This window comes from Peribacillus sp. NJ11, assembly GCF_030348405.1.
Classification (GTDB): domain Bacteria; phylum Bacillota; class Bacilli; order Bacillales; family DSM-1321; genus Peribacillus.
On record NZ_JAUCFO010000001.1, the window covers coordinates 2,602,583 to 2,622,327 of the forward strand.

Genomic DNA, 19,745 nt, shown 5'->3' on the forward strand with positions numbered 1-19,745 from the left:
TTGATTTAATTATACATGAAATATTCTAAATTTTTCATTGATAAAATAATCGGGGTGGATGATCGAGGATCCAGATGGGATTTTCGGGTTAGATTTCCGCTGTACCGATTTCTATTTTAAAAAACGAAGGGATGGATTTGTAATGAGCAACAAAGAGCTTGATGGACTTCGTAATCAACTGGATGATGTGAACATTCAGTTATTACATCTTATTAATCAACGTGCTGAACTTGTACAGGAAATTGGTCGCGTTAAAGAAAAACAAGGTGTTAACCGTTACGATCCGGTCCGTGAAAGAACAATGCTGGATCTTATCGAAGCCAATCATCAAGGACCGCTTGATCTTGGTTCGATTAAACATATTTTCAAAGAAATCTTCAAATTGGGCTTGGAGCTTCAAAAAGATGATCAGAAGAAAACGCTTCTGGTATCAAGAAAACAAAAGGCTGAAGACACTATCATCGACATTAAAGGTGAATTGGTCGGTAACGGGATTCCTAGCTTCGTGTTCGGACCATGTGCCGTTGAATCTTATGAACAGACAGCTGCGGTGGCGGAAGTCATTAAAGCTAAAGGTTTGAAATTGATGCGCGGCGGTGCATTTAAGCCACGTACATCTCCATATGACTTTCAAGGACTTGGTTTGGAAGGCTTACAAATACTTAAACGTGTTGCTGATGAATACGGCTTGGCTGTCATCAGTGAAATCGTGAGTGCTAACGATATCGAAGCGGCGATCGATCATATCGATGTCATCCAAATCGGAGCACGCAACATGCAAAACTTCGACTTGCTAAAAGCGGCAGGTGCCGTAAATAAACCAGTTCTTTTAAAACGTGGACTTGCTGCAACGATTGAAGAGTTCATTCATGCAGCGGAATACATCATGTCACAGGGAAATGGCAACATAATCCTTTGTGAACGCGGTATCCGTACTTACGAAAAAGCAACAAGAAATACACTGGATATCTCTGCTGTACCGATCTTAAAACAAGAAACTCATTTACCGGTCATGGTTGATGTAACGCATTCCACTGGACGTCGCGACCTCTTGCTTCCGACAGCTAAAGCGGCTCTTGCAATCGGTGCTGACGGTGTAATGGCAGAAGTGCATCCGGATCCTTCCGTTGCTTTATCGGATTCTGCACAGCAAATGGACTTCAAACAATTTGATGAATTCTATGATGAAATTAAACGTTTGAACTGGGTAACTGTATAAGCTGGAAAATCTTTAAAATATCTACTTACGGCCCTTACCATATTGGCAAGGGCTATTTTTAATGGTAAAATACTTGTTTTTGCAGAAAAAGCATCGAAATAAGCACTATTGGATTGCAGGAAAGATTCGACTATCGTATGATAAATAACAAGAATGAGAACTGTTCGGAAGATTGAGTCATACATAAAGAGATATCTATGTGAATTTTATACTTGAATAGGGTATTGAATCTTTGACTGAGAAGAGAGAGGACTGCAAATTTTTTGTTAGGCAGATCGTTCCTGAAATAATCTTCCTTATAGAGGAAAACGCATAAAAGAATATTTTCGAAATAATTCGGGTCTTTTATGGGAAAAATGAAAGAAATGGAGGAATGGATGAATGAATAATATAACCATTTATGATGTGGCGCGTGAGGCGAATGTTTCCATGGCCACCGTTTCCCGCGTAGTTAACGGGAATCCAAATGTAAAGCCTGCAACAAGAAAGAAAGTTTCGGATGTGATTGAGAAGTTAGGGTACCGTCCCAATGCAGTGGCAAGGGGTCTTGCAAGCAAGAAAACGACTACAGTCGGGGTCATTATTCCGGATATCTCGAGCATCTTTTTTGCCGAATTGGCACGGGGCATAGAGGATATAGCCACAATGTATAAATACAATATCATTCTAAGCAGTTCTGATGAGAATATAGATAAGGAATTCCATTTGTTGAATACGATGCTTGGAAAACAAGTGGATGGTATCGTATTCATGGGCGGTAACATTTCTGATGAGCATGTCAAAGAGTTTACGAATTCACCGGTTCCAATCGTTCTGGCAGGCTCGGTGGATGAAAGCGGGCAAGTTCCATCGGTTAATATTGATTATGAGGCGGCGGCATTCGACGCAGTGACCTTCTTCGCTAAAAATGGCCACAAGCATATCGCTTTTGTAAGCGGAAACCCTTCCGCGCTGATTAATGAAAAGAAATTGGCTGGTTATAAAAGAGGATTGAAAGAAGCTGGGCTTTCATTTGATGAAAGGTATATTATTGAAGGCGATTATACATATGATTCAGGAATTGAGTCTTTTGAAAAGTCCCTGGAAACTGAAGAGAAACCGACGGCATTCATCGCCGGTGCTGATGAAATGGCGCTTGGAATTGTCCATGCCGCACAGGACAAAGGGTATAATGTACCGGAAGACTTTGAAGTGATCAGCTTCGATAACACGAGATTGACATTGATGGTGCGTCCGCAAATCACGACGATCGTTCAACCATTATATGATATTGGTGCGGTTGCGATGAGGCTTCTGACAAAGTTGATGAATAAAGAACAAGTGGAGGAAGGGCATGAAGTGATCCTGCCACATCGGATTGAAAACCGTCAATCCACGAAATAAGCTGGTTTAGAGAGTGTCCCGAGGGCACTCTCTTTTGTTTTTCAAATATATTCACAACCAAAAAAGATCGTTTTTCAACGATCTTTTGGTTAACTTTGGTCATTGCTTGTCGATGTTTTCCTGGAAGACCTGATGGGATAAAGGGCCTTTTCAAGCGTCAGGGCATTCTTCTCGGTAATTTCAGGCTTTCTCGGAATGGGTTCATATATATCCTCCATGTCATCCCACTCGTTCGGTAGCGGAACAGGGGACTCAGGCTGCCAGCATTCAAGCCATTCCTTTGCTAGGGGCCCTGAAATATCATTATTCGTCATTTCAAGCCAGACCCTCGACCAAGCCCTCGGGACGACACGCCATATATCATATCCCCCGCCACCTACTGCAATCCACCGGCCCTCGCAATACTTATGGGCCATTTCGTGGGCCAACTTTGGTATTTCCCTATAAATCTTCATGGTGGCAGATAAATGGGTGAGCGGATCGTAATAATGGGAATCGGCTCCGTTTTGCGTTAAAATGACATCCGGTTTGAAGAATTCAATGACCTCTTTAAAGGAAGCACTGTAGCATTCGAGCCAGGACTCATCTTCAGTGAACGCATCGACCGGGATGTTGAATGAATAGCCGTAGCCTTTTCCTTGACCCCGTTCGTTAATATTGCCGGTGCCGGGAAATAAGTAGCGTCCCGTTTCATGAATGGATAGGGTGCATACATCCGGATCATCATAAAATGACCATTGGACTCCGTCGCCATGATGTGCATCGGTATCGACATACAAGACTCGTGCTCCATATTTTTTTTGCAGGTATTTAATCGCGACCGAACTATCGTTATAAATGCAAAAGCCCGAGGCTTTTCCGCGGAAACCGTGATGCAGGCCACCTCCTAGATTAAGTGCGTGCAGGGACTGACCGGTCATGACGGCATCCACTGCCGTCAAGGTACCGCCTACAAGCAAGGCGCTTGCTTCATGCATTCCCGGGAAGATTGGGGTATCTTCTGTTCCGAGCCCGTAATTTCCGGCCTTTTCAGGGGGGAGCTTTCCCTGGCCTGCTAATCTGACAGCGTTTACATAATGCTGATCATGGATCAGTTCCAATTCTTCATCGGTGGCCATTCTGGGCTTGATAATTTGATCATCACTGATGGCATGGTGTTTTTTTAGCAAATCCAGAGTGAGTTTAAGACGTTTTTGATTGAACGGATGCTCATCGTTGAATTTATAGGTGAGGAGTTCATCCGAATAGATAAAAAGGGATGCATCATTCATGGGAAATCCCCGGCAGACTAGGCCATAAAACGGTATAGCCTTCTTTCTTCAAATCCTCCACCACCATAAATGGATTCATCGTCTGCACACGAATTACAAGAATCTTATAATCGGTCCCATCTTTATCCGGGTAAACGAGAGTGCTCAGGATATTCGAATTGCGCCTTTTGAAAATATGGGCAATATCATGAAGGGTACCTGCCTTATCCGGGATTTTGATTTCGATTTGGGAACCGGGCTGATTGACTCCTGTCAACTCAACGTATGAATGAAGTAAATCAGAACCGGTTATGATGCCGACTAACTTCCTTCCTTTTAAAATTGGAAGGCAGCTGATATTGTTATCACAAAAAACAGCCCCGATTTCTTCCACGAAATCTAACGGGTGACCTGTGATTATATCCGTTCTCATGATGCTCGATAGTGGTTTTTGTAAATCACTTTTGTATTCTGCGGTGCGGAATATAGAAGGGGCAGCATCCCGTATATCACGGTCGCTGACTAATCCCACAAGTTGAAAGCTGTCATCGACAATGGGGATATGGCGAATGCGTTTCTCCTTGATGATCATGACAGCGCTATGGATTGTATCCGTTGGAGTGAGGGTGATGATATCCTCATTCATTATTGTTTCAACAATCATTTTCCTTCCTCCTCTTTTTCACCTCTTTAATACATATACCGATTCATGAAACGCAATTGGTCGAATTTCTGGATGGATTCGGGCGGTACTCTTTTGCCAATACGGGCCATCAGGCAGTTGGCCGGGTGGGAACTGATTTCAGGATCATCCGTTGCAAAGTAGACCAAGCCGCCGGCACTCATCATTTTTTCCATGACCTTGCGATAGTCCCAAATATTCAGCCCTGTCCCTTTCAAGTCCCAATGCCAATAGTATTCAGTGGTGATGATGATGAAGTCTTCAACCGAATCGTCTTCCATGGAAAGGCGGATTAAGTTCTTCCCGACGGAAGCACCCCGGTATTTAGGGATGACCTCGATTGCACCAAGCTCAATCAGATCCTTCATCTCGATTTCCGACCAGCGCTCCAAGGGATCGGGATATAAATAAGTTACATAACCCACGATCGTTTCATTTTCACGGGCGATGAAGATCCTGCCCTCAGGCAAGTCTGCAATCTCTATTAACGCTTTATGCTGCAAAGCAGGCTGGCGAAAGGCGACCAAGTCTTCGTGAAACTCATAAGCGGACATCTTTTCGCCGTTTAACGGCCCCTCGATGATGAGCGTTCCGCTTAATGTCTGCAGTTCCTTGGTATAAAAGGTCTTATTATATTCCATTCTTTCACCACCCTCATTATATAGTAATCTTACACTCTCGCATTCCGAAGCATAAGGAGCATTGCTTTTAAAACTGAACCAATCGAAGCCTACATTAATTATACTTAAAAACAAGTGGCATAATTCAGAAAGTTCAAGGCATATATGAATCTTTTGTTACAGTACTTCTCATATACCCGCCATCGCTATGATGTCATCTTAACTATACCAATATACCTGTGTTTTTCAAAATTAGGCCAAGAAGGAATTTCCCTATTATGGAAGGTTTTAATATTTTAAAAATTGAGATAATTGGTTTCTTATACTATAATGAAAATATAGAGCCGAATAAAGGGGGAGTTTGTCGTATGAATGTGAAAGCGCTGCCAGTAGTGGAAGGTAATTTTAATTTAAAGAATTACGATGAGAAATACAATAAGTTTGACTGGTCTGAGACGGAAAAGGAATTCTCCTGGTCTGAAACCGGTAAAGTGAATCTTGCGTATGAAGCCATTGACCGCCATGTCGAAACATACAAAAAGAACAAAGTCGCCCTTTATTACAAAGACGATAAAAGAAATGAAAAGTATACATTCAAGGAAATGAAAGATTATACGAACCAAGCGGCCAATGTGTTTAAGAACATTGCCAATGTGGAAAAGGGTGATCGTGTTTTCATCTTCATGCCACGCTCCCCGGAGCTTTATTTTGCATTGTTGGGTGCGATTAAAACGGGGGCGGTCGTAGGTCCGTTGTTCGAAGCCTTCATGGAAGGCGCGATAAGGGATCGCCTTGAAGATAGTGAGGCAAGTGTGATAGTGACGACCCCGGAGCTTTTGCCGCGGGTCCCGGTAGAGGAATTACCCCAATTAAAACATATTTTCTTAGTGGGGGAAAATGTAAAAGAAGAAGGAAAGTATCATCACTTCAACAAAAAATTAAAAGAAGCGGACAAAAAATTCGAAATTGAATGGGTGGATCGGAATGACGGTTTGATTCTTCACTATACTTCCGGTTCCACGGGAAAACCAAAAGGCGTGCTTCACGTTCATAATGCGATGATCCAGCATTATCAAACGGCAAGATGGGTCCTTGATTTGCAGGAAGAGGATGTGTATTGGTGCACAGCGGATCCTGGATGGGTGACAGGGACGTCTTACGGTATCTTTGGACCGTGGCTGACAGGCACCTCGAATGTCATTGTAGGTGGGCGATTCAAGCCTGAATCCTGGTACAAGACCCTGGAAGACTTCGGTGTCACTGTATGGTATAGTGCCCCGACTGCCTTCAGGATGCTGATGGGCGCAGGTGACGAAATCGTTAAACGGTACGATTTGAGTTCTCTCCGCCATGTTTTAAGTGTCGGTGAACCGTTGAACCCGGAAGTGGTGCGCTGGGGAATGAAGGTATTCAATCACCGTATCCATGATACATGGTGGATGACGGAGACCGGGGCTCAGGTAATCTGCAATTATCCTTGCCTGGAAATCAAACCGGGCTCGATGGGTAAACCGATTCCGGGTGTGAAAGCGGCAATAGTGGATGATCAGGGCAACGAGCTTCCTCCGCATAGAATGGGGAACCTTGCCATCAAGAAAGGGTGGCCTTCGATGATGAAGACCATCTGGAAGAATGAATCAAAATATGAATCTTATTTTATGCCGGGTGATTGGTATGTTTCCGGAGATTCCGCTTATATGGATGAAGAGGGGTATTTCTGGTTCCAAGGCCGGGTTGATGATGTCATCATGACGGCAGGGGAAAGAGTCGGACCTTTCGAAGTGGAAAGCAAGTTGGTCGAGCATCCAGCCGTAGCTGAAGCGGGGGTCATCGGTAAGCCGGACCCAGTTCGGGGAGAAATAATCAAAGCGTTTATCGCCCTCCGTGACGGATACGATGCAAACGATGAGCTGATTGAAGAAATTCGTCAATTTGTAAAGAATGGTCTCGCAGCACATGCGGCGCCGCGTGAAATTGAATTCAGGGATAAGCTTCCTAAAACAAGGAGCGGAAAAATCATGCGCCGTGTCTTGAAAGCTTGGGAACTGGATCTGCCAACTGGTGATTTATCATCGATGGAGGATTGAAAAGCTGAGTCATACTGATTATTGAGAAGGTAAAAAGGCATCCATGTCAATGCATGGATGCCTTTTTTGGAGTTTGGGTCATTCGCCAAACCAGTGTGGGAGATTAAAATGAAACAGGCTGCCGGGTCATCCCCGACAGCCTGTTTTCCTTCAAAAGAGTGTCATTCTTCCACTTCTTCAGCTTTATCCGTGTCTTGTTCTTTATCGTTGACTGTATTCTGATCTTTGTTGGTTTCCGGATCTTCTTTATCTGTATTGTCTTTGTTTTGCTCTTCGTCTTGAGCTGGCTCTTTATCTTGCTCTTTTTCTATTACTTTTTCCTTTTCTGGTGTAACGTTCACTTCTTTTGAGTCTGGTTTTTTATCTTCGTTAGTTATTTTATCTTTTCCTTGAGCATCTTTATTTTTTGTGGAATCTTCTTTTGAACCTTTCTTTGTTGCGCCGCTTTCAACACGTTGAGAAGGGGCGGATTCTTTACCGACTATGTCCACGGCCGTTACATAATAAGAACCGCCTGAGCCGACTTTGTAAACAAGATTCTCCCCAGCATTGATGCTCGCCACTTTTTTGCCGTCTTTATAGACACGATAACCGACGACATCACCTTCATGATGCAGCCCCCATGTAATCCTATCGTTACTTTTTGTTATGGATAGGGCATCCGGTGCTTTGCCATTATCATTCAATTTCGCTGTCGCCCCGACGACATTTCCCGATTTTTCGCCTCCAGGAATCACGGATCCCGGGTCATCGACATATTTCAATCCGATATCTCCAAAGGAATCGGGATTCAACATGAACCCGCCGCTTGTGAATTCGCCTGGCGTTTGCGGAAGGGCTGCGTAGCGTTTGCTGCCGACTGATACATATTGTCCATTTATGAAACTATCATCTGCCTTGGATGGAGCATATTTGGCGATGAATAAATCTGATTTTACAAGCCCGGCCTTTTGGCATGAACTTGAAGGCAGCAGTCCTGAAACGCCACAGAAGGAACGGCTGACAATTCCGCCCGGCATTTCAAAGCGCTTATCGGGGTCGATTAGTTTAGGATCGACTTTGTATGCGGCATTGATCAAATCTGCCCAATAATACATATTTCGTTTATTATATTCCAGACCATTATAGGTCCCTTGCAAGGATTTCGGTGTGTCATAACCCAGCCATGTACCGAATGATACATTAGGGTTGGTTGCGACGAACCAAGCGTCCCAATAGTTTTGGGAAGTTCCGGTCTTACCTGCCCAATCACTTGAGAAAGCAAGTCGGTTCCTGACCGAAGCGGCCGTCCCGCTGTTCACGACATCACGCATCATATCAAGCGTCAGGTAAGCGGCTTGTGGAGAAAATACTTCCACTGGTTTCGCTTTATGCTGATAGATGACCTTGCCATCTTTCGATACGATTTTATCGATCATATAAGCATCGATGAACTCACCTGAGTTGGCAAATGTGCCGAATGCATTGACGTTTTCTTCAACGGTAACACCTTTTGACATAGCTCCCAATGACATGGAAGGGTTAGAGTAATCTTCTTTCGTCACTGTTGTAAAGCCCATTTTTTCCAAATAGGAAGCTGGACCATGGTTGATTATTTTCATGTAAAAGAGCGCAGCCGGAATATTATAGGAATTCTTCAGGGCTTCACGAGCTGTCGTTACCCCTGTATAGCTTCCGCCGCCATAGTTCCCTGGTCGCCACATTTTTCCTGCTGGAATGGAAATGGGGACGTTGGCCGATACGCTTCCAGGTGAGATCTTTCCTATCTCAATGCCTGGGCCATATACGAGCAGCGGCTTCATCGTTGATCCGTTCGATCGCAGTGATGCGGTTGCATGGTTCGTCTGTTCCCGCTTGAAATCACGGCCACCTACGAAACTGATGATTTTTCCTGTTTTATTTTCGATTAGAATAGCTCCGGCTTCAACGGGCTCACTTACCGTTTTCATTGCTTTTGTATCCGGATCGACGACTTGTGCCGTTTTATCGTATCCGTAATTCGGATAGTTTTTCGTTACTTCCTGCATCTTGTCATAAATCTTTTTATCGATTGTCGTATAAATCTGATAGCCGTTTTGACGTAGCTTACGATCGGCAAGTGCTAGATATTGATTTTTTAAATCATCATTCTTTAAGTCTTTTTCTTCATATCCGTCTTCTTTTGCCAGACTGACAGATAGGATTTCGATGGAGCGTTTTTCTATTTCATAGGTGAGCCATGGGTATTTCTCGGATGGCAGCTCCTTTTTACCGATAAAGTCTTTTGTTATGTCGTATGCGGTTGCTTTATCATATTCATCTTTTGTTATGTATCCATTACTATACATCCGCTTTAAAACGGTTTTCATCCGGTTGATGCCGGGTTCTTGATTTTCTTTCAGTTTCCCTTTCTGGGTATATGGTGTATAACCGAAAGGACTTTGCGGCAATCCAGCAATAAAGGCTGATTGGGGCAGTGTCAGATCTTTGGCCTCCACACCAAAAATACCTTCAGCAGCGGACTCGACACCAGCGATGTTACGACCGGAAGAATTTCGTCCCAAAGTGGAGACGTTTAAGTAGGTTTCCAAAATCTCTTCCTTTTCAAAGAATTTTTCGACCCGGAGTGCAAGAAGGATTTCTTTTGCTTTCCGTTCAAATGATACTTCGTTAGTCAGGACCTGGTTTTTAATGAGCTGCTGTGTTAATGTACTTCCCCCCGATTGGACGGATGCATTAGAAAATTCCTGGTAAATGGCCCGCAGGATTGCTTTCGGGACAACCCCGTCATGTTCATAAAAATACTCATCTTCGGTAGCGATGACGGCATTTTTAAGATGCTCGGACACTTTATCGATGGACACTTCTTCACGCTCAAGGTCACTCTTAAGCTTGCCCAAATATACTTTATCAGCAAAGTATACTTCAGAGGTCTCTTCATAATTGTAGATGTCTTTTTTCAAATCTTCTTTCGAGCGTACCGGCTCATCATTGACGAGGGCAGCGAAATAGCCGGCTCCTACGCCGCCGGCGAATGAGAATCCTAGAATCCCGACAATAATGAGGATCAGCGTTAAATTCCAAATGACTTGGTATGTAACCCGCGCGTTCTTATGTGTTTTTTCATTTTGAAAAAAACGGGTCAGCTGCTTCCATACTGTTTGAAATCTATCTTTTTGATTATTATTCATCGTATCATACCCCCTGAAATCACATATATTATAGCATATAACAGGTAAGGGAAAGGGCATCTTTCTTATTTTTCTAGAATCTGTAAGGGGGATGTTGACAAGAATTCCTATGTATGATAAAAGTTTATTAACAACAATAAATTGATTAAATGATCGCGATGATAGGACCCAGTAGTCAGACTATCCCTGTTTCAGAGAGCCGGTGGTTAGTGGAAATCGGTACAAATGGTATGATGAATTACTTCCTGGAGCATTTGCTGTGAAATGATTAGTAGCAGGAAACGGCTGACGACCGTTATTCGTCTTGAGCGGAGGGCATATTATGTCCTCAAGTTGGGTGGTACCGCGAATTTATTCGTCCCTTCATATTTATGAAGGGGCGTTTTTGTGTGCTTTTTGCGGGGTTTTTCTAAGATGGAGGAGGAATATTTAATGGAATTGCTTAATGACCTCGAGTGGAGAGGGATTATTTATCAACAAACGGATGAAGAAGGTTTTAAGAACCTTTTAGAAAAAGAGAAAATTTCTTTATACTGTGGTGTAGATCCAACTGCGGATAGTATGCATATCGGACACCTATTGCCATTCTTGACGATGCGCCGTTTCCAGCAGCATGGCCATCGCCCCATTGTGCTAGTAGGCGGTGCGACTGGACTTATCGGTGATCCAAGCGGTAAAAAAGAGGAACGCCAGCTGCAAACGTTGGAAAAAGTGCTCTATAATGCCGACTGCCTAAAAGGGCAGCTATCCCACATCTTTGAATTCGATGGTGAAAATGGTGCGGTCATGGTCAATAACTATGACTGGATAGGTAAAATCGATATGGTTACGTTCTTGCGAGATTACGGGAAATACATCGGCATTAACTACATGCTTGCAAAAGATACGGTTGCTTCCCGCTTGGATACGGGAATTTCCTTTACTGAATTTGCGTACACGATCTTACAAGGAATTGATTTCAGTCATTTATACAGCAATTACGACTGTAAATTGCAAATTGGCGGCAGTGATCAATGGGGCAACATTACGACCGGCCTTGAAATGATCCGGAAATCCAATGATGAGGATGCAAAAGCGTTCGGCATGACGATTCCGCTCGTAACGAAAGCGGACGGAACGAAATTCGGTAAAACGGAAGGCGGGGCTATCTGGCTTGATCCGGAAAAAACGACTCCTTACGAATTTTACCAATTCTGGATTAACACAGCGGATGCTGATGTCGTAAAATACTTGAAATTCTTCACATTCCTATCACGTGAGGCGATTGAAGAGTTAGAGCAATCCGTACAGTCCGAACCGCATTTGCGTAAAGCGCAAAAAGCTTTAGGGGAAGAAATGACCCGTTTGATTCATGGTCAGGAAGCTCTTGACCAAGCAATCAAAATCTCTGCCGCCCTATTCAGCGGTGAGGTGAAGAATTTAAGTGCAGCGGAAATCAAATTGGGCTTTAAAGATGTCCCTTCCTTCGATCGTGAAAGCAAGGAAGACATCGGTTTGGTCGATTTAATTGTTGAAGCGAAAATTTCGCCATCAAAGCGTCAAGCCCGTGAAGATATTCAAAATGGGGCAATCTCCATAAATGGGGAGAAAGTGACTGACCTGCAATATGTAGTGACCGAAGCTGCCAAGATTGAAGGGGAGTTCATCCTCGTTCGTCGCGGCAAGAAGAAATACACATTAGTGAAATGATTGTTCAAAGCCCGGCTGAATCCCAGCCGGGCTTTGTCATGCGCTAAAGTGTTTACATGCGAAAAAAAACCCCATCCAAGGATGGGGTTTTCGAAGTTATTAACGAGAGTAGAACTCAACGATAAGAGCTTCGTTAATTTCAGCAGGCAATTCAGAACGTTCTGGTAAACGAGTGAAAGTACCTTCTAATTTCTCAGCATCGAAAGTAAGGAAATCAGGAACGAAGTTAGTTGCTTCAACTGATTCTTTAATGATTGAGAAGTTGCGTGATTTTTCACGAACTGAGATAGTTTGTCCAAGAGACACTTTGTAAGATGGAATGTCTACGCGGCTTCCGTCTACAGTGATGTGACCGTGGTTAACAAGTTGACGTGCTTGACGACGTGTACGAGCTAAACCAAGACGGTAAACTAGGTTGTCAAGACGTGATTCAAGAAGAACCATGAAGTTTTCACCATGTACACCTTTAAGTTTGCCAGCACGGTCGAACATTGAACGGAATTGACGTTCAGTGATTCCGTACATGTGACGAAGTTTTTGTTTCTCTTGTAGTTGCATTCCGTATTCAGAAATTTTTCTACGTTGGTTAGGACCATGTTGTCCTGGAGCATAAGGGCGTTTTTCTAATTCTTTACCAGTACCTGTAAGGGAAATTCCTAAACGACGGGATAGTTTCCAGCTTGGGCCAGTATAACGAGCCATAGGATGACTCCTCCTTTAAATGTTTTTATTTTGGTAAAATAAAAACCGTGTGAATGTACGATCATGACCATTTTGTTTTCATGTACCTTCGCCCTAGCAGCAGAGAGTTACGAGATACACCTCTGTATTGAGGAACAAAATGAGAACATAAAGGCTGTCACATAGGCTGCAATATTTTACACAAGGAGTATTGTATAATATTCTGCTCATTGAGTCAAGGACAGTTACGATTAATTAACGGAAAAGGTGAAAGAGAATAGTAGACGGGAAAATACAATATATTTATATTGCCATGAATCAAGGGGGGACAGGGGACATGTACATGGGGTCCTGTAATGTTCAAAAGGGAGCAGGCGAGGATTGCCGCTCCCTTGAACTTTATAAATGTCTGGAAAGGATATCAGCGAACTTCTCCAGTCCTTGTTGATCGATTTCGTCAAATCGGTCCGTGACCGGGCTGTCGATATCGAGTACTCCGATCAATTTGCCATCCTTCATGAGCGGTATGACAATTTCAGATCTTGATGCCGCATCGCAGGCGATATGTCCAGGGAATTGGTGGACATCCTCGATGCGCAAGGTTTTTTCAGTTGCCGCTGAAGTCCCGCATACACCCTTACCCATTGGGATGCGGACACAGGCTGGAAGTCCCTGGAAGGGTCCTAGTATTAATTGGCCTTCTTCGTATAAATAAAAGCCAACCCAATTAATCTCATCGAGAAACTGATTAAGTAAAGCTGCCGCATTGCTTAAATTGGCTATCCGGTTGGTTTCATCCTCGATTAAGGCTGAAAGTTGTTTTTGGACCAGCTCATAATTTTTTTCTTTTTTTCCTTGATACATTTCGACATTAAACAAAAGCGTTCACCTGTCTTCCGCATTTTTTTACAGAACTTTCTAATCATGTTGCTTCATTGTTGGGAAATTGTCGAGAACTTACTAAAGGATTCAGGCTCTTCCTTGCAGAAATAGTCCACAAGACTTGTCTCAAAGAAAGCGAGGGATTGCCTAAATGAATCGCCAGACGCCAACGAAACAAGCCATTGTGGAAGCTGCACTGCATTTATTTCATTTAAAGGGCTATCATGCGACATCCATACGGGATATAGCGAATAAAGCGAAAGTGAACGCTGCCAACATTGCCTACTATTTCAAGAATAAGCAGGGATTGCTTGAATTCTGTTTCACTTCCTATTTAGAAGAGTATATCCTGGTCCTTGAGACGAACATGACACTGCTGGAGCTTAAAGGCCCGCAGCATTGCTTGATGAATCTAGTAAAGGATATTCTCACTTTCCAGAGGGAAAACTTCCTGGCTGCACGGTTCATATATGGGGAATCTTCACTCGATTCCAATTTAAACCGGGAAATTCATTCGACTTATTTTACAAAGGAAAAATTTTATTTTCAATATGTTTTGGAACAAGGGATTAAGAGCAGGAGTTTCCAGCAGGTCTCCATTCCCATGTATATGCTGCAGTTGAAGGGCCTGCTGACAGCTCCTGTCCTGCATACCCATTATGCGATGGATGTGCTGCATGTGTTCCCGCAGGAAGCCTATTACACGAATATTTATGCCAATGAAGTCGGGCGTTTCCTGCAAGATACCCTTTTCATTGCAGAAGACCTGCAGCCACTGTTAGCGGGCCGGCCTGTGTATACATGAGCTACCCATTGAAAGCTGCAATCAGTGCCTGATAGCCCTGACCCAAATCTTTAGCCTGATGGGCATCGGAACCGTAAATGAGCGGAATGCCGAGTTCGAATGCACGTTTGGCAAACCGTTCTGGAGGATAGGGCTCACCGCAAAGCGGCTTTACAAGCCCGGCTCCATTATAATCAAGTTCATACTTTTGTTCCTTGATCATGTCCAGCACCTTGTAAACGCGGTCGTCAAAACTTAATGCTGGTGGATATCGATGCTGGAATTTATGGACAAGCGTAATATGCCCGATCCGTTTAGGTTTATAAATGCCTAAATCAGCTTTTATCGATTTTTCCAGTGTATCAAAATATTTGGCATACACCGATTCGACTGAACCTAGTTCATTAACGATTTCACCAAACCCATTTTCGCTGAAATCGAGGCAATGCCAACTGCTTTGATGCTTGATGAAGTGGACGGAAAGTATACTATCATCAAGGAATTCTCCGATTTCGTCGAGGAATTCTTTTGTTTCTTTTTCATAACCCTCTATAAAGTCAACCTCTAGACCACTTTTGATCAGGATTTTGTCTTTATAGCTTTCTTTCAGTACGCGGAGCTCCTGAAAGTAATCCAGGAGCAGGGCAGCGTCCATACCGCTGTCTTTTTCAGGCGTAGGATCTTGAAAATCTCGTGGCAAGGGAGCATGTTCCGTAAATGTGATTTCCTTTAATCCTAGCTCGATTCCCCGCGTAATATATTCATCGAATCTATCCGTAGAGCCGTGAGGGCAAAACGGAGTATGCACATGACCGTCAACTTTCATGGTCCTTCCCTCCCAAAAAACAGGTATTTGTAGCAATTTTCTACAAAAAAATCATTTTTGTCGTCAAAAATTATTGCTAACATGGTATCATAAAAGCATTAAATTTAACATTTTTATAATTGATATATAAACGAGCAAGACTGTAAGGACTAGAACAGGGGGCTTACCATGGAGTACATACTTGGGGTAATTGTATTAATTTTGATTTTCATCATTTGGGGTTATTTTTTCAAAAAGAGATATTTTAAAGAAATCGATAAACTGGAATCCTGGAAAATAAGCATCATGCACCGCCCCGTGCTGGAAGAGCTTTCTAAAGTCAAACAATTGAACATGACAGGTGAAACAGAAGAAATGTTCGAAAACTGGCGCATTGAATGGGACGCTATCATTACGGACCATATGCCGGAAGTCGAAGTGCTTTTATTCGATGCCGAGGAATTCGTCGATAAATACCGTTTCAGCCGATCAAAAGAGGTACAGCGCAAAATTACAGTCAAGCTGAATGAAGTCGAGGAAATAATCAAAAAGATCCTTTACGAATTGAATGAACTCGTAGGCAGTGAGGAAAAGAATCGATTGGAAATTGAGGATATTAAGGAATCCTACCGACAATTGAAGAAATCCCTGCTTGCGCACAGGCATAATTACGGGAAAGCGGCTGATAAGCTGGAAAATTCCTTGGATGAAGTATTGCTGATCCTTCAGAAGTATGAAGAAGAGACTGTGAACGGGAATTATTTGAATGCGAGGGAGCTTGTCCTTTCCATTAAGGAAAAATTGGCGGTCTTGTCCGTTAAAATGGAAATGCTCCCAAAATTATTGGTCGAAAGTCAATCCGAGCTTCACTCCCAGCTTCATGAATTGAAGGATGGGTATGAGGAGATGTCAGGTCAGGGGTATATGCTGAGCCATATCCAATTCGAGCAGGAAATATCACGGCTTGAGGAAGAACTGGACCTATATAAAACTCAGTTGGATAATGCCGAAACGGAAGCTGTGGATAAAGGCATTAAAGATATGCGCGAAAGCATTGAGGTGCTTTATGACCTTTTGGAGAAAGAAGTGCTTTCAAAACAGTATGTCTTGAAAAATGATGAAGTCCTCAGGAAAACGATAAGTGACCTTGAATATGAAAACGATAAACTTAAAGTAGAAACCATCCATGTTCAACATACGTATCATCTAACGGAAAATGAGCTCGATGCACAACGGAAAATGGAAAAGCAGATTGCCCAGATTTCGAAACGCCATCAATTGCTCGTCTTGAAGATGGAGGATAATGTGATGGCAAGCTCGCTTATCAGCGAGGAGATGCAGGGACTGGCTGTGCAGTTGAAAGAATTACAGGAAAATCAGAAAGACTTTACCGTTAAATTACAGGCTTTACGAAAAGATGAAATGGATGCCAGGGATTCACTGGCCGAATTGAAACGCAAAATGGTCGATACTGGCCGTTTAATTGCAAAAAGCAATATTCCAGGTCTTCCCGAAGACTATAAAATGGTGCTTCAGGATGCCAAAGAAAGCATGGATGACGTTCAGGGGAAACTTGAAGAAAAACCGCTTGATATGGCCGCTGTTTATATTTATTTAGAAAAAGCGGTCCAACAGGTGAATAAGGTCCACGAAAAAGCCCATGAATTGATCGAGCATATGTATTTGGCCGAAAAAGTGATTCAATTCGGAAATCGTTATCGCAGCAGTCACGAAATAGTTGCCGAGAGTCTCAGGGAAGCGGAAGCGAAATTCCGAAGCTATGAATATCAAGCTGCATTGGAAACGGCCGCCACGGCGATTGAAAAGGTCGACCCGGGAAGTTTAAGTAAAATTGGAGCGAACATAGAAGAAGTCCTATCCTGAAAACCCGCCATGGCGGGTTTTTTCTTTTACCGGATCCTAAATTAGTTTACTTCCGATAGCGTGGGAAGTTGAATATTCTGCAAGAATCCATAGGAGGCAGGTCTCCTTTCATCCATGGTCCAGTGTTTTACATTCTCTTTCAATTTCAATTATGTTAATATTAGAAGTTGCAACAGCAACATTTGAAATGACATTTAAGAAGTATGACCATATAGATACAAAAATATGGAAGGTGAACCCATGATTTATTTTGACAATAGTGCAACAACTAAACCATATCCCGAAGTGATCGAATCGTTCATGAAGGTTACTTCGGACTATTTTGGGAACCCCTCTTCGCTGCATGGACTTGGGGTCCAATCCGAAAAACTGCTTTCTGCTGCAAGAAAGCAGATCGCTGATTTATTAAAGGTCAAGAGTTCGGAAATATATTTCACTTCCGGGGGGACGGAAGGGAATAATCTCGCCATTAAAGGAGCCGCCCACTCCCAGGGAAATCGGGGCAAACACATAATCACGACAGCGATCGAACATCCTTCTGTAGAAGATGCATGCCAATCATTGACGAAAATGGGTTATGAGATCACATATCTCCCCGTTAACGAATTTGGACAAATTGATCTAACTGATCTTAAGCATGCATTGAGGGAAGATACCATTTTGGTTTCCGTCATGCATGTAAATAATGAAGTTGGTTCGATACAGCCGATTGCTGATATTGGAAAATTGTTAAAGCAATACCCACACGTACTCTTTCATGTCGATAATGTGCAGGGAGCAGGCAAAGTTCCTTTATCCTTACGTGATGCCAATGTGGATTTATGTACAATTTCGGGACACAAGGTTCATGGCTTGAAGGGGACGGGCATCCTTTATGTTCGTGAAGGCGTTCGGGTCGATCCGCTTTTTCACGGTGGCAATCAAGAAACGAAAATCAGGAGCGGCACCGAAAATGTTGCGGGAATCGTCGCTCTTTCCAAGGCTTTACGCATTAGTATGAACAATCAATTGCTGTATCATGATAAGCTGCAGCAAATCAAAAGTTATTTATATAAAGGTTTGAAGGAAATGGACGGGGTGCTGGTTAACAGTCCTGAAGCGGGCGCACCCCATATTGTGAATTTTTCCGTTCCGGGACTTAAATCAGAGGTATTGCTTCATGCACTTGAATCGGAAGGAATATATGTTTCGACGACTAGTGCCTGTTCCTCGAAAAAAAGGACGGTAAGCAAAACGGTGGATGCGATGTTCCATAATCAAGCTCGCTCCGAAAGTGTCATCCGAATTAGTACTACCTATGGCAATGAGTTGGAAGAAGCGAAGAAAGTTCTGGCGGCGATACAGAAAATAGTCGCTAATTTAGAAAAAATAATGAGGGTTGCAAAATGAAATTTGATCATATAATTATCCGTTATGGAGAAATCTCCACGAAAAAAAGAAACCGTAAAGGCTTTGTAGACAAAATGAAGGCACATATCCGCTGGAGTTTAAAGGATATTGAAGGCGTAGTGCTTACGGCCAACCGGGAGCGGATGTACGTTCTCCTGAACGGTGTGGACCATAAGCCTGTCATTGACCGATTGAAAGGCATTTTTGGAATCCAGTCTTTAAGCCCTGCGATAAAAATAGAGCGTGATCTTGAAGTGATGAAAACGGCAGCATTATATTACCTTAATCATACCCTTGAAGATGTAAACACGTTCAAAATCACGACAAAACGCGCAGATAAGGATTTTCCATATAATACAGATGAAATTAACAGGGCACTTGGCGGGCATTTGCTTCGGAATACAGAAGATTTAAAAGTGGATGTAAAGAACCCTGATTTGAACTTGCTAGTGGAAGTGAGACGCGAAGCCGTGTATTTGACGGGTGAAATCATCCAGGGGGCAGGAGGACTTCCTTTTGGTTCTAGCGGAAAGGCAATGCTGATGCTCTCAGGCGGGATTGATAGCCCTGTTGCGGGTTTCCTTTCGATGAAACGCGGATTGGACGTAGAAGCGATCCATTTTTATAGCCCACCTTTCACAAGTGAGCGTTCACGTCAAAAGGTCATTGATCTGGCGGGCAAGCTAGCAGAAATAAATGGAAGTATGAAAGTGCATATCGTTCCATTTACGGAAATTCAATTATTGATTCAAAAACAGATCCCGGAAAATTACTCAATGACTACAACTCGTCGTTTAATGATGCGGGTCGCCGATCAAATCCGTGAAAAAGAAGAAGCTATGGCACTGATAACAGGTGAAAGCCTTGGACAGGTTGCGAGCCAGACCATGAGCAGCATGTTTGCCATCAATGAGGTGACGAATACACCGATCCTGCGCCCGCTGATTACCATGGATAAAACGGAAATCATCAAAATTGCAAGAGAGCTTGATACTTTTGAAATATCCAATCTGCCGTACGAAGATTGTTGCACGGTCTTTACGCCGGCAAGCCCAAAAACGAAACCCAAACGTGAAAAAGTCAATTACTATGAGAGCTTCGTCGACTTTGAATCTTTGATTGAAAAAGCGGTCTCCGAAACAGAAATATTGACGGTTAAACCGGGTCAGACATTCGATGAGGAAGAAGCGATGGAAGACTTGTTTTAATATCCTGTAATT

At 43.1% G+C, this 19,745-nt stretch carries 15 protein-coding genes and 1 other annotated feature; of the genes, 8 read left to right on the top strand and 7 right to left on the bottom strand.

What is annotated here, in order from left to right:
* The first annotated feature begins 142 nt into the window (after positions 1–142).
* Positions 143–1,219, top strand: coding sequence for a bifunctional 3-deoxy-7-phosphoheptulonate synthase/chorismate mutase (locus QUF86_RS12865; protein ID WP_289315328.1), 1,077 nt, complete (start codon positions 143–145; stop codon positions 1,217–1,219).
* Between the two features lie 381 nt (positions 1,220–1,600).
* Positions 1,601–2,602 (top strand): catabolite control protein A, encoded by a 1,002-nt coding sequence (gene ccpA / locus QUF86_RS12870; RefSeq protein WP_289315329.1) that lies wholly within the window; start codon positions 1,601–1,603, stop codon positions 2,600–2,602.
* Between the two features lie 89 nt (positions 2,603–2,691).
* Here the strand turns inward: ccpA and QUF86_RS12875 are convergent, their stop codons facing one another.
* Genes QUF86_RS12875 through QUF86_RS12885 form a run of 3 tightly spaced genes read right to left on the bottom strand, consistent with a single transcriptional unit; the run spans position 2,692 to position 5,175 of the window.
* Positions 2,692–3,873 carry an acetoin utilization protein AcuC gene (locus QUF86_RS12875; protein ID WP_289315330.1) on the bottom strand — a complete coding sequence of 394 codons (1,182 nt, stop codon included), beginning with the start codon at positions 3,871–3,873 and terminating at the stop codon, positions 2,692–2,694.
* On the bottom strand, positions 3,866–4,516 hold the full coding sequence (locus QUF86_RS12880; RefSeq protein WP_289315331.1) for an acetoin utilization AcuB family protein: 651 nt from the start codon (positions 4,514–4,516) through the stop codon (positions 3,866–3,868). The genes QUF86_RS12875 and QUF86_RS12880 overlap by 8 nt, the downstream gene beginning before the upstream one ends.
* 26 nt (positions 4,517–4,542) lie before the next feature.
* On the bottom strand, positions 4,543–5,175 hold the full coding sequence (locus QUF86_RS12885) for a GNAT family N-acetyltransferase (protein ID WP_289315332.1): 633 nt from the start codon (positions 5,173–5,175) through the stop codon (positions 4,543–4,545).
* Positions 5,176–5,522: 347 nt separating this feature from the next.
* Here QUF86_RS12885 and acsA point away from each other — a divergent pair, with 347 nt between their 5' ends.
* Positions 5,523–7,241 carry an acetate--CoA ligase gene (acsA, locus tag QUF86_RS12890; protein WP_289334566.1) on the top strand — a complete coding sequence of 573 codons (1,719 nt, stop codon included), beginning with the start codon at positions 5,523–5,525 and terminating at the stop codon, positions 7,239–7,241.
* Between the two features lie 161 nt (positions 7,242–7,402).
* Here acsA and QUF86_RS12895 read toward each other — a convergent pair whose 3' ends face one another.
* Entirely contained in the window at positions 7,403–10,411 is a 3,009-nt protein-coding gene (locus QUF86_RS12895) for a transglycosylase domain-containing protein (RefSeq protein ID WP_289334567.1), read from the bottom strand.
* Between the two features lie 149 nt (positions 10,412–10,560).
* Positions 10,561–10,777 (top strand) — a binding site (T-box leader).
* Between the two features lie 66 nt (positions 10,778–10,843).
* Between QUF86_RS12895 and tyrS the strand changes: the two genes are divergently transcribed.
* Positions 10,844–12,100: a tyrosine--tRNA ligase gene (gene tyrS / locus QUF86_RS12900; protein ID WP_289315335.1), complete on the top strand. Its 1,257-nt coding sequence runs from the start codon at positions 10,844–10,846 to the stop codon at positions 12,098–12,100.
* A gap of 99 nt (positions 12,101–12,199) precedes the next feature.
* Here tyrS and rpsD read toward each other — a convergent pair whose 3' ends face one another.
* On the bottom strand, positions 12,200–12,802 hold the full coding sequence (rpsD, locus tag QUF86_RS12905) for a 30S ribosomal protein S4 (RefSeq protein WP_057276730.1): 603 nt from the start codon (positions 12,800–12,802) through the stop codon (positions 12,200–12,202).
* 378 nt (positions 12,803–13,180) lie between these two features.
* Positions 13,181–13,660, bottom strand: coding sequence for a GAF domain-containing protein (locus tag QUF86_RS12910; RefSeq protein WP_289315336.1), 480 nt, complete (start codon positions 13,658–13,660; stop codon positions 13,181–13,183).
* A gap of 154 nt (positions 13,661–13,814) precedes the next feature.
* On the opposite strand from QUF86_RS12910, the gene refZ reads away from it, so the two are divergent.
* Positions 13,815–14,468 carry a forespore capture DNA-binding protein RefZ gene (refZ, locus tag QUF86_RS12915; protein ID WP_289315337.1) on the top strand — a complete coding sequence of 218 codons (654 nt, stop codon included), beginning with the start codon at positions 13,815–13,817 and terminating at the stop codon, positions 14,466–14,468.
* A 1-nt stretch (position 14,469) separates the two neighbouring features.
* On the opposite strand, the gene hisJ is transcribed toward refZ, so the two are convergent.
* The gene (gene hisJ / locus QUF86_RS12920; RefSeq protein WP_289334568.1) at positions 14,470–15,273 is read right to left on the bottom strand and encodes a histidinol-phosphatase HisJ; all 804 of its coding nucleotides are present in this window, start codon (positions 15,271–15,273) and stop codon (positions 14,470–14,472) included.
* Positions 15,274–15,441: 168 nt separating this feature from the next.
* Between hisJ and ezrA the strand changes: the two genes are divergently transcribed.
* From ezrA to thiI, 3 genes are all read left to right on the top strand, one after another.
* The gene (gene ezrA / locus QUF86_RS12925; protein WP_289334569.1) at positions 15,442–17,136 is read left to right on the top strand and encodes a septation ring formation regulator EzrA; all 1,695 of its coding nucleotides are present in this window, start codon (positions 15,442–15,444) and stop codon (positions 17,134–17,136) included.
* Between the two features lie 240 nt (positions 17,137–17,376).
* Positions 17,377–18,525: a cysteine desulfurase family protein gene (locus tag QUF86_RS12930; RefSeq protein ID WP_289334570.1), complete on the top strand. Its 1,149-nt coding sequence runs from the start codon at positions 17,377–17,379 to the stop codon at positions 18,523–18,525.
* Positions 18,522–19,733 carry a tRNA uracil 4-sulfurtransferase ThiI gene (thiI, locus tag QUF86_RS12935; RefSeq protein WP_289315341.1) on the top strand — a complete coding sequence of 404 codons (1,212 nt, stop codon included), beginning with the start codon at positions 18,522–18,524 and terminating at the stop codon, positions 19,731–19,733. The genes QUF86_RS12930 and thiI overlap by 4 nt, the downstream gene beginning before the upstream one ends.
* Positions 19,734–19,745: the final 12 nt, after the last annotated feature.

What these genes read in the sequence shown, in the direction of transcription:
- QUF86_RS12865 (WP_289315328.1), top strand. Translation starts at nt 143, where the DNA reads ATGAGCAACAAAGAGCTTGATGGACTTCGTAATCAACTGGATGATGTG.
- ccpA (WP_289315329.1), top strand. Translation starts at nt 1,601, where the DNA reads ATGAATAATATAACCATTTATGATGTGGCGCGTGAGGCGAATGTTTCC.
- QUF86_RS12875 (WP_289315330.1), bottom strand. Translation starts at nt 3,873, where the DNA reads ATGAATGATGCATCCCTTTTTATCTATTCGGATGAACTCCTCACCTAT.
- QUF86_RS12880 (WP_289315331.1), bottom strand. Translation starts at nt 4,516, where the DNA reads ATGATTGTTGAAACAATAATGAATGAGGATATCATCACCCTCACTCCA.
- QUF86_RS12885 (WP_289315332.1), bottom strand. Translation starts at nt 5,175, where the DNA reads ATGGAATATAATAAGACCTTTTATACCAAGGAACTGCAGACATTAAGC.
- acsA (WP_289334566.1), top strand. Translation starts at nt 5,523, where the DNA reads ATGAATGTGAAAGCGCTGCCAGTAGTGGAAGGTAATTTTAATTTAAAG.
- QUF86_RS12895 (WP_289334567.1), bottom strand. Translation starts at nt 10,411, where the DNA reads ATGAATAATAATCAAAAAGATAGATTTCAAACAGTATGGAAGCAGCTG.
- tyrS (WP_289315335.1), top strand. Translation starts at nt 10,844, where the DNA reads ATGGAATTGCTTAATGACCTCGAGTGGAGAGGGATTATTTATCAACAA.
- rpsD (WP_057276730.1), bottom strand. Translation starts at nt 12,802, where the DNA reads ATGGCTCGTTATACTGGCCCAAGCTGGAAACTATCCCGTCGTTTAGGA.
- refZ (WP_289315337.1), top strand. Translation starts at nt 13,815, where the DNA reads ATGAATCGCCAGACGCCAACGAAACAAGCCATTGTGGAAGCTGCACTG.
- hisJ (WP_289334568.1), bottom strand. Translation starts at nt 15,273, where the DNA reads ATGAAAGTTGACGGTCATGTGCATACTCCGTTTTGCCCTCACGGCTCT.
- ezrA (WP_289334569.1), top strand. Translation starts at nt 15,442, where the DNA reads ATGGAGTACATACTTGGGGTAATTGTATTAATTTTGATTTTCATCATT.
- QUF86_RS12930 (WP_289334570.1), top strand. Translation starts at nt 17,377, where the DNA reads ATGATTTATTTTGACAATAGTGCAACAACTAAACCATATCCCGAAGTG.
- thiI (WP_289315341.1), top strand. Translation starts at nt 18,522, where the DNA reads ATGAAATTTGATCATATAATTATCCGTTATGGAGAAATCTCCACGAAA.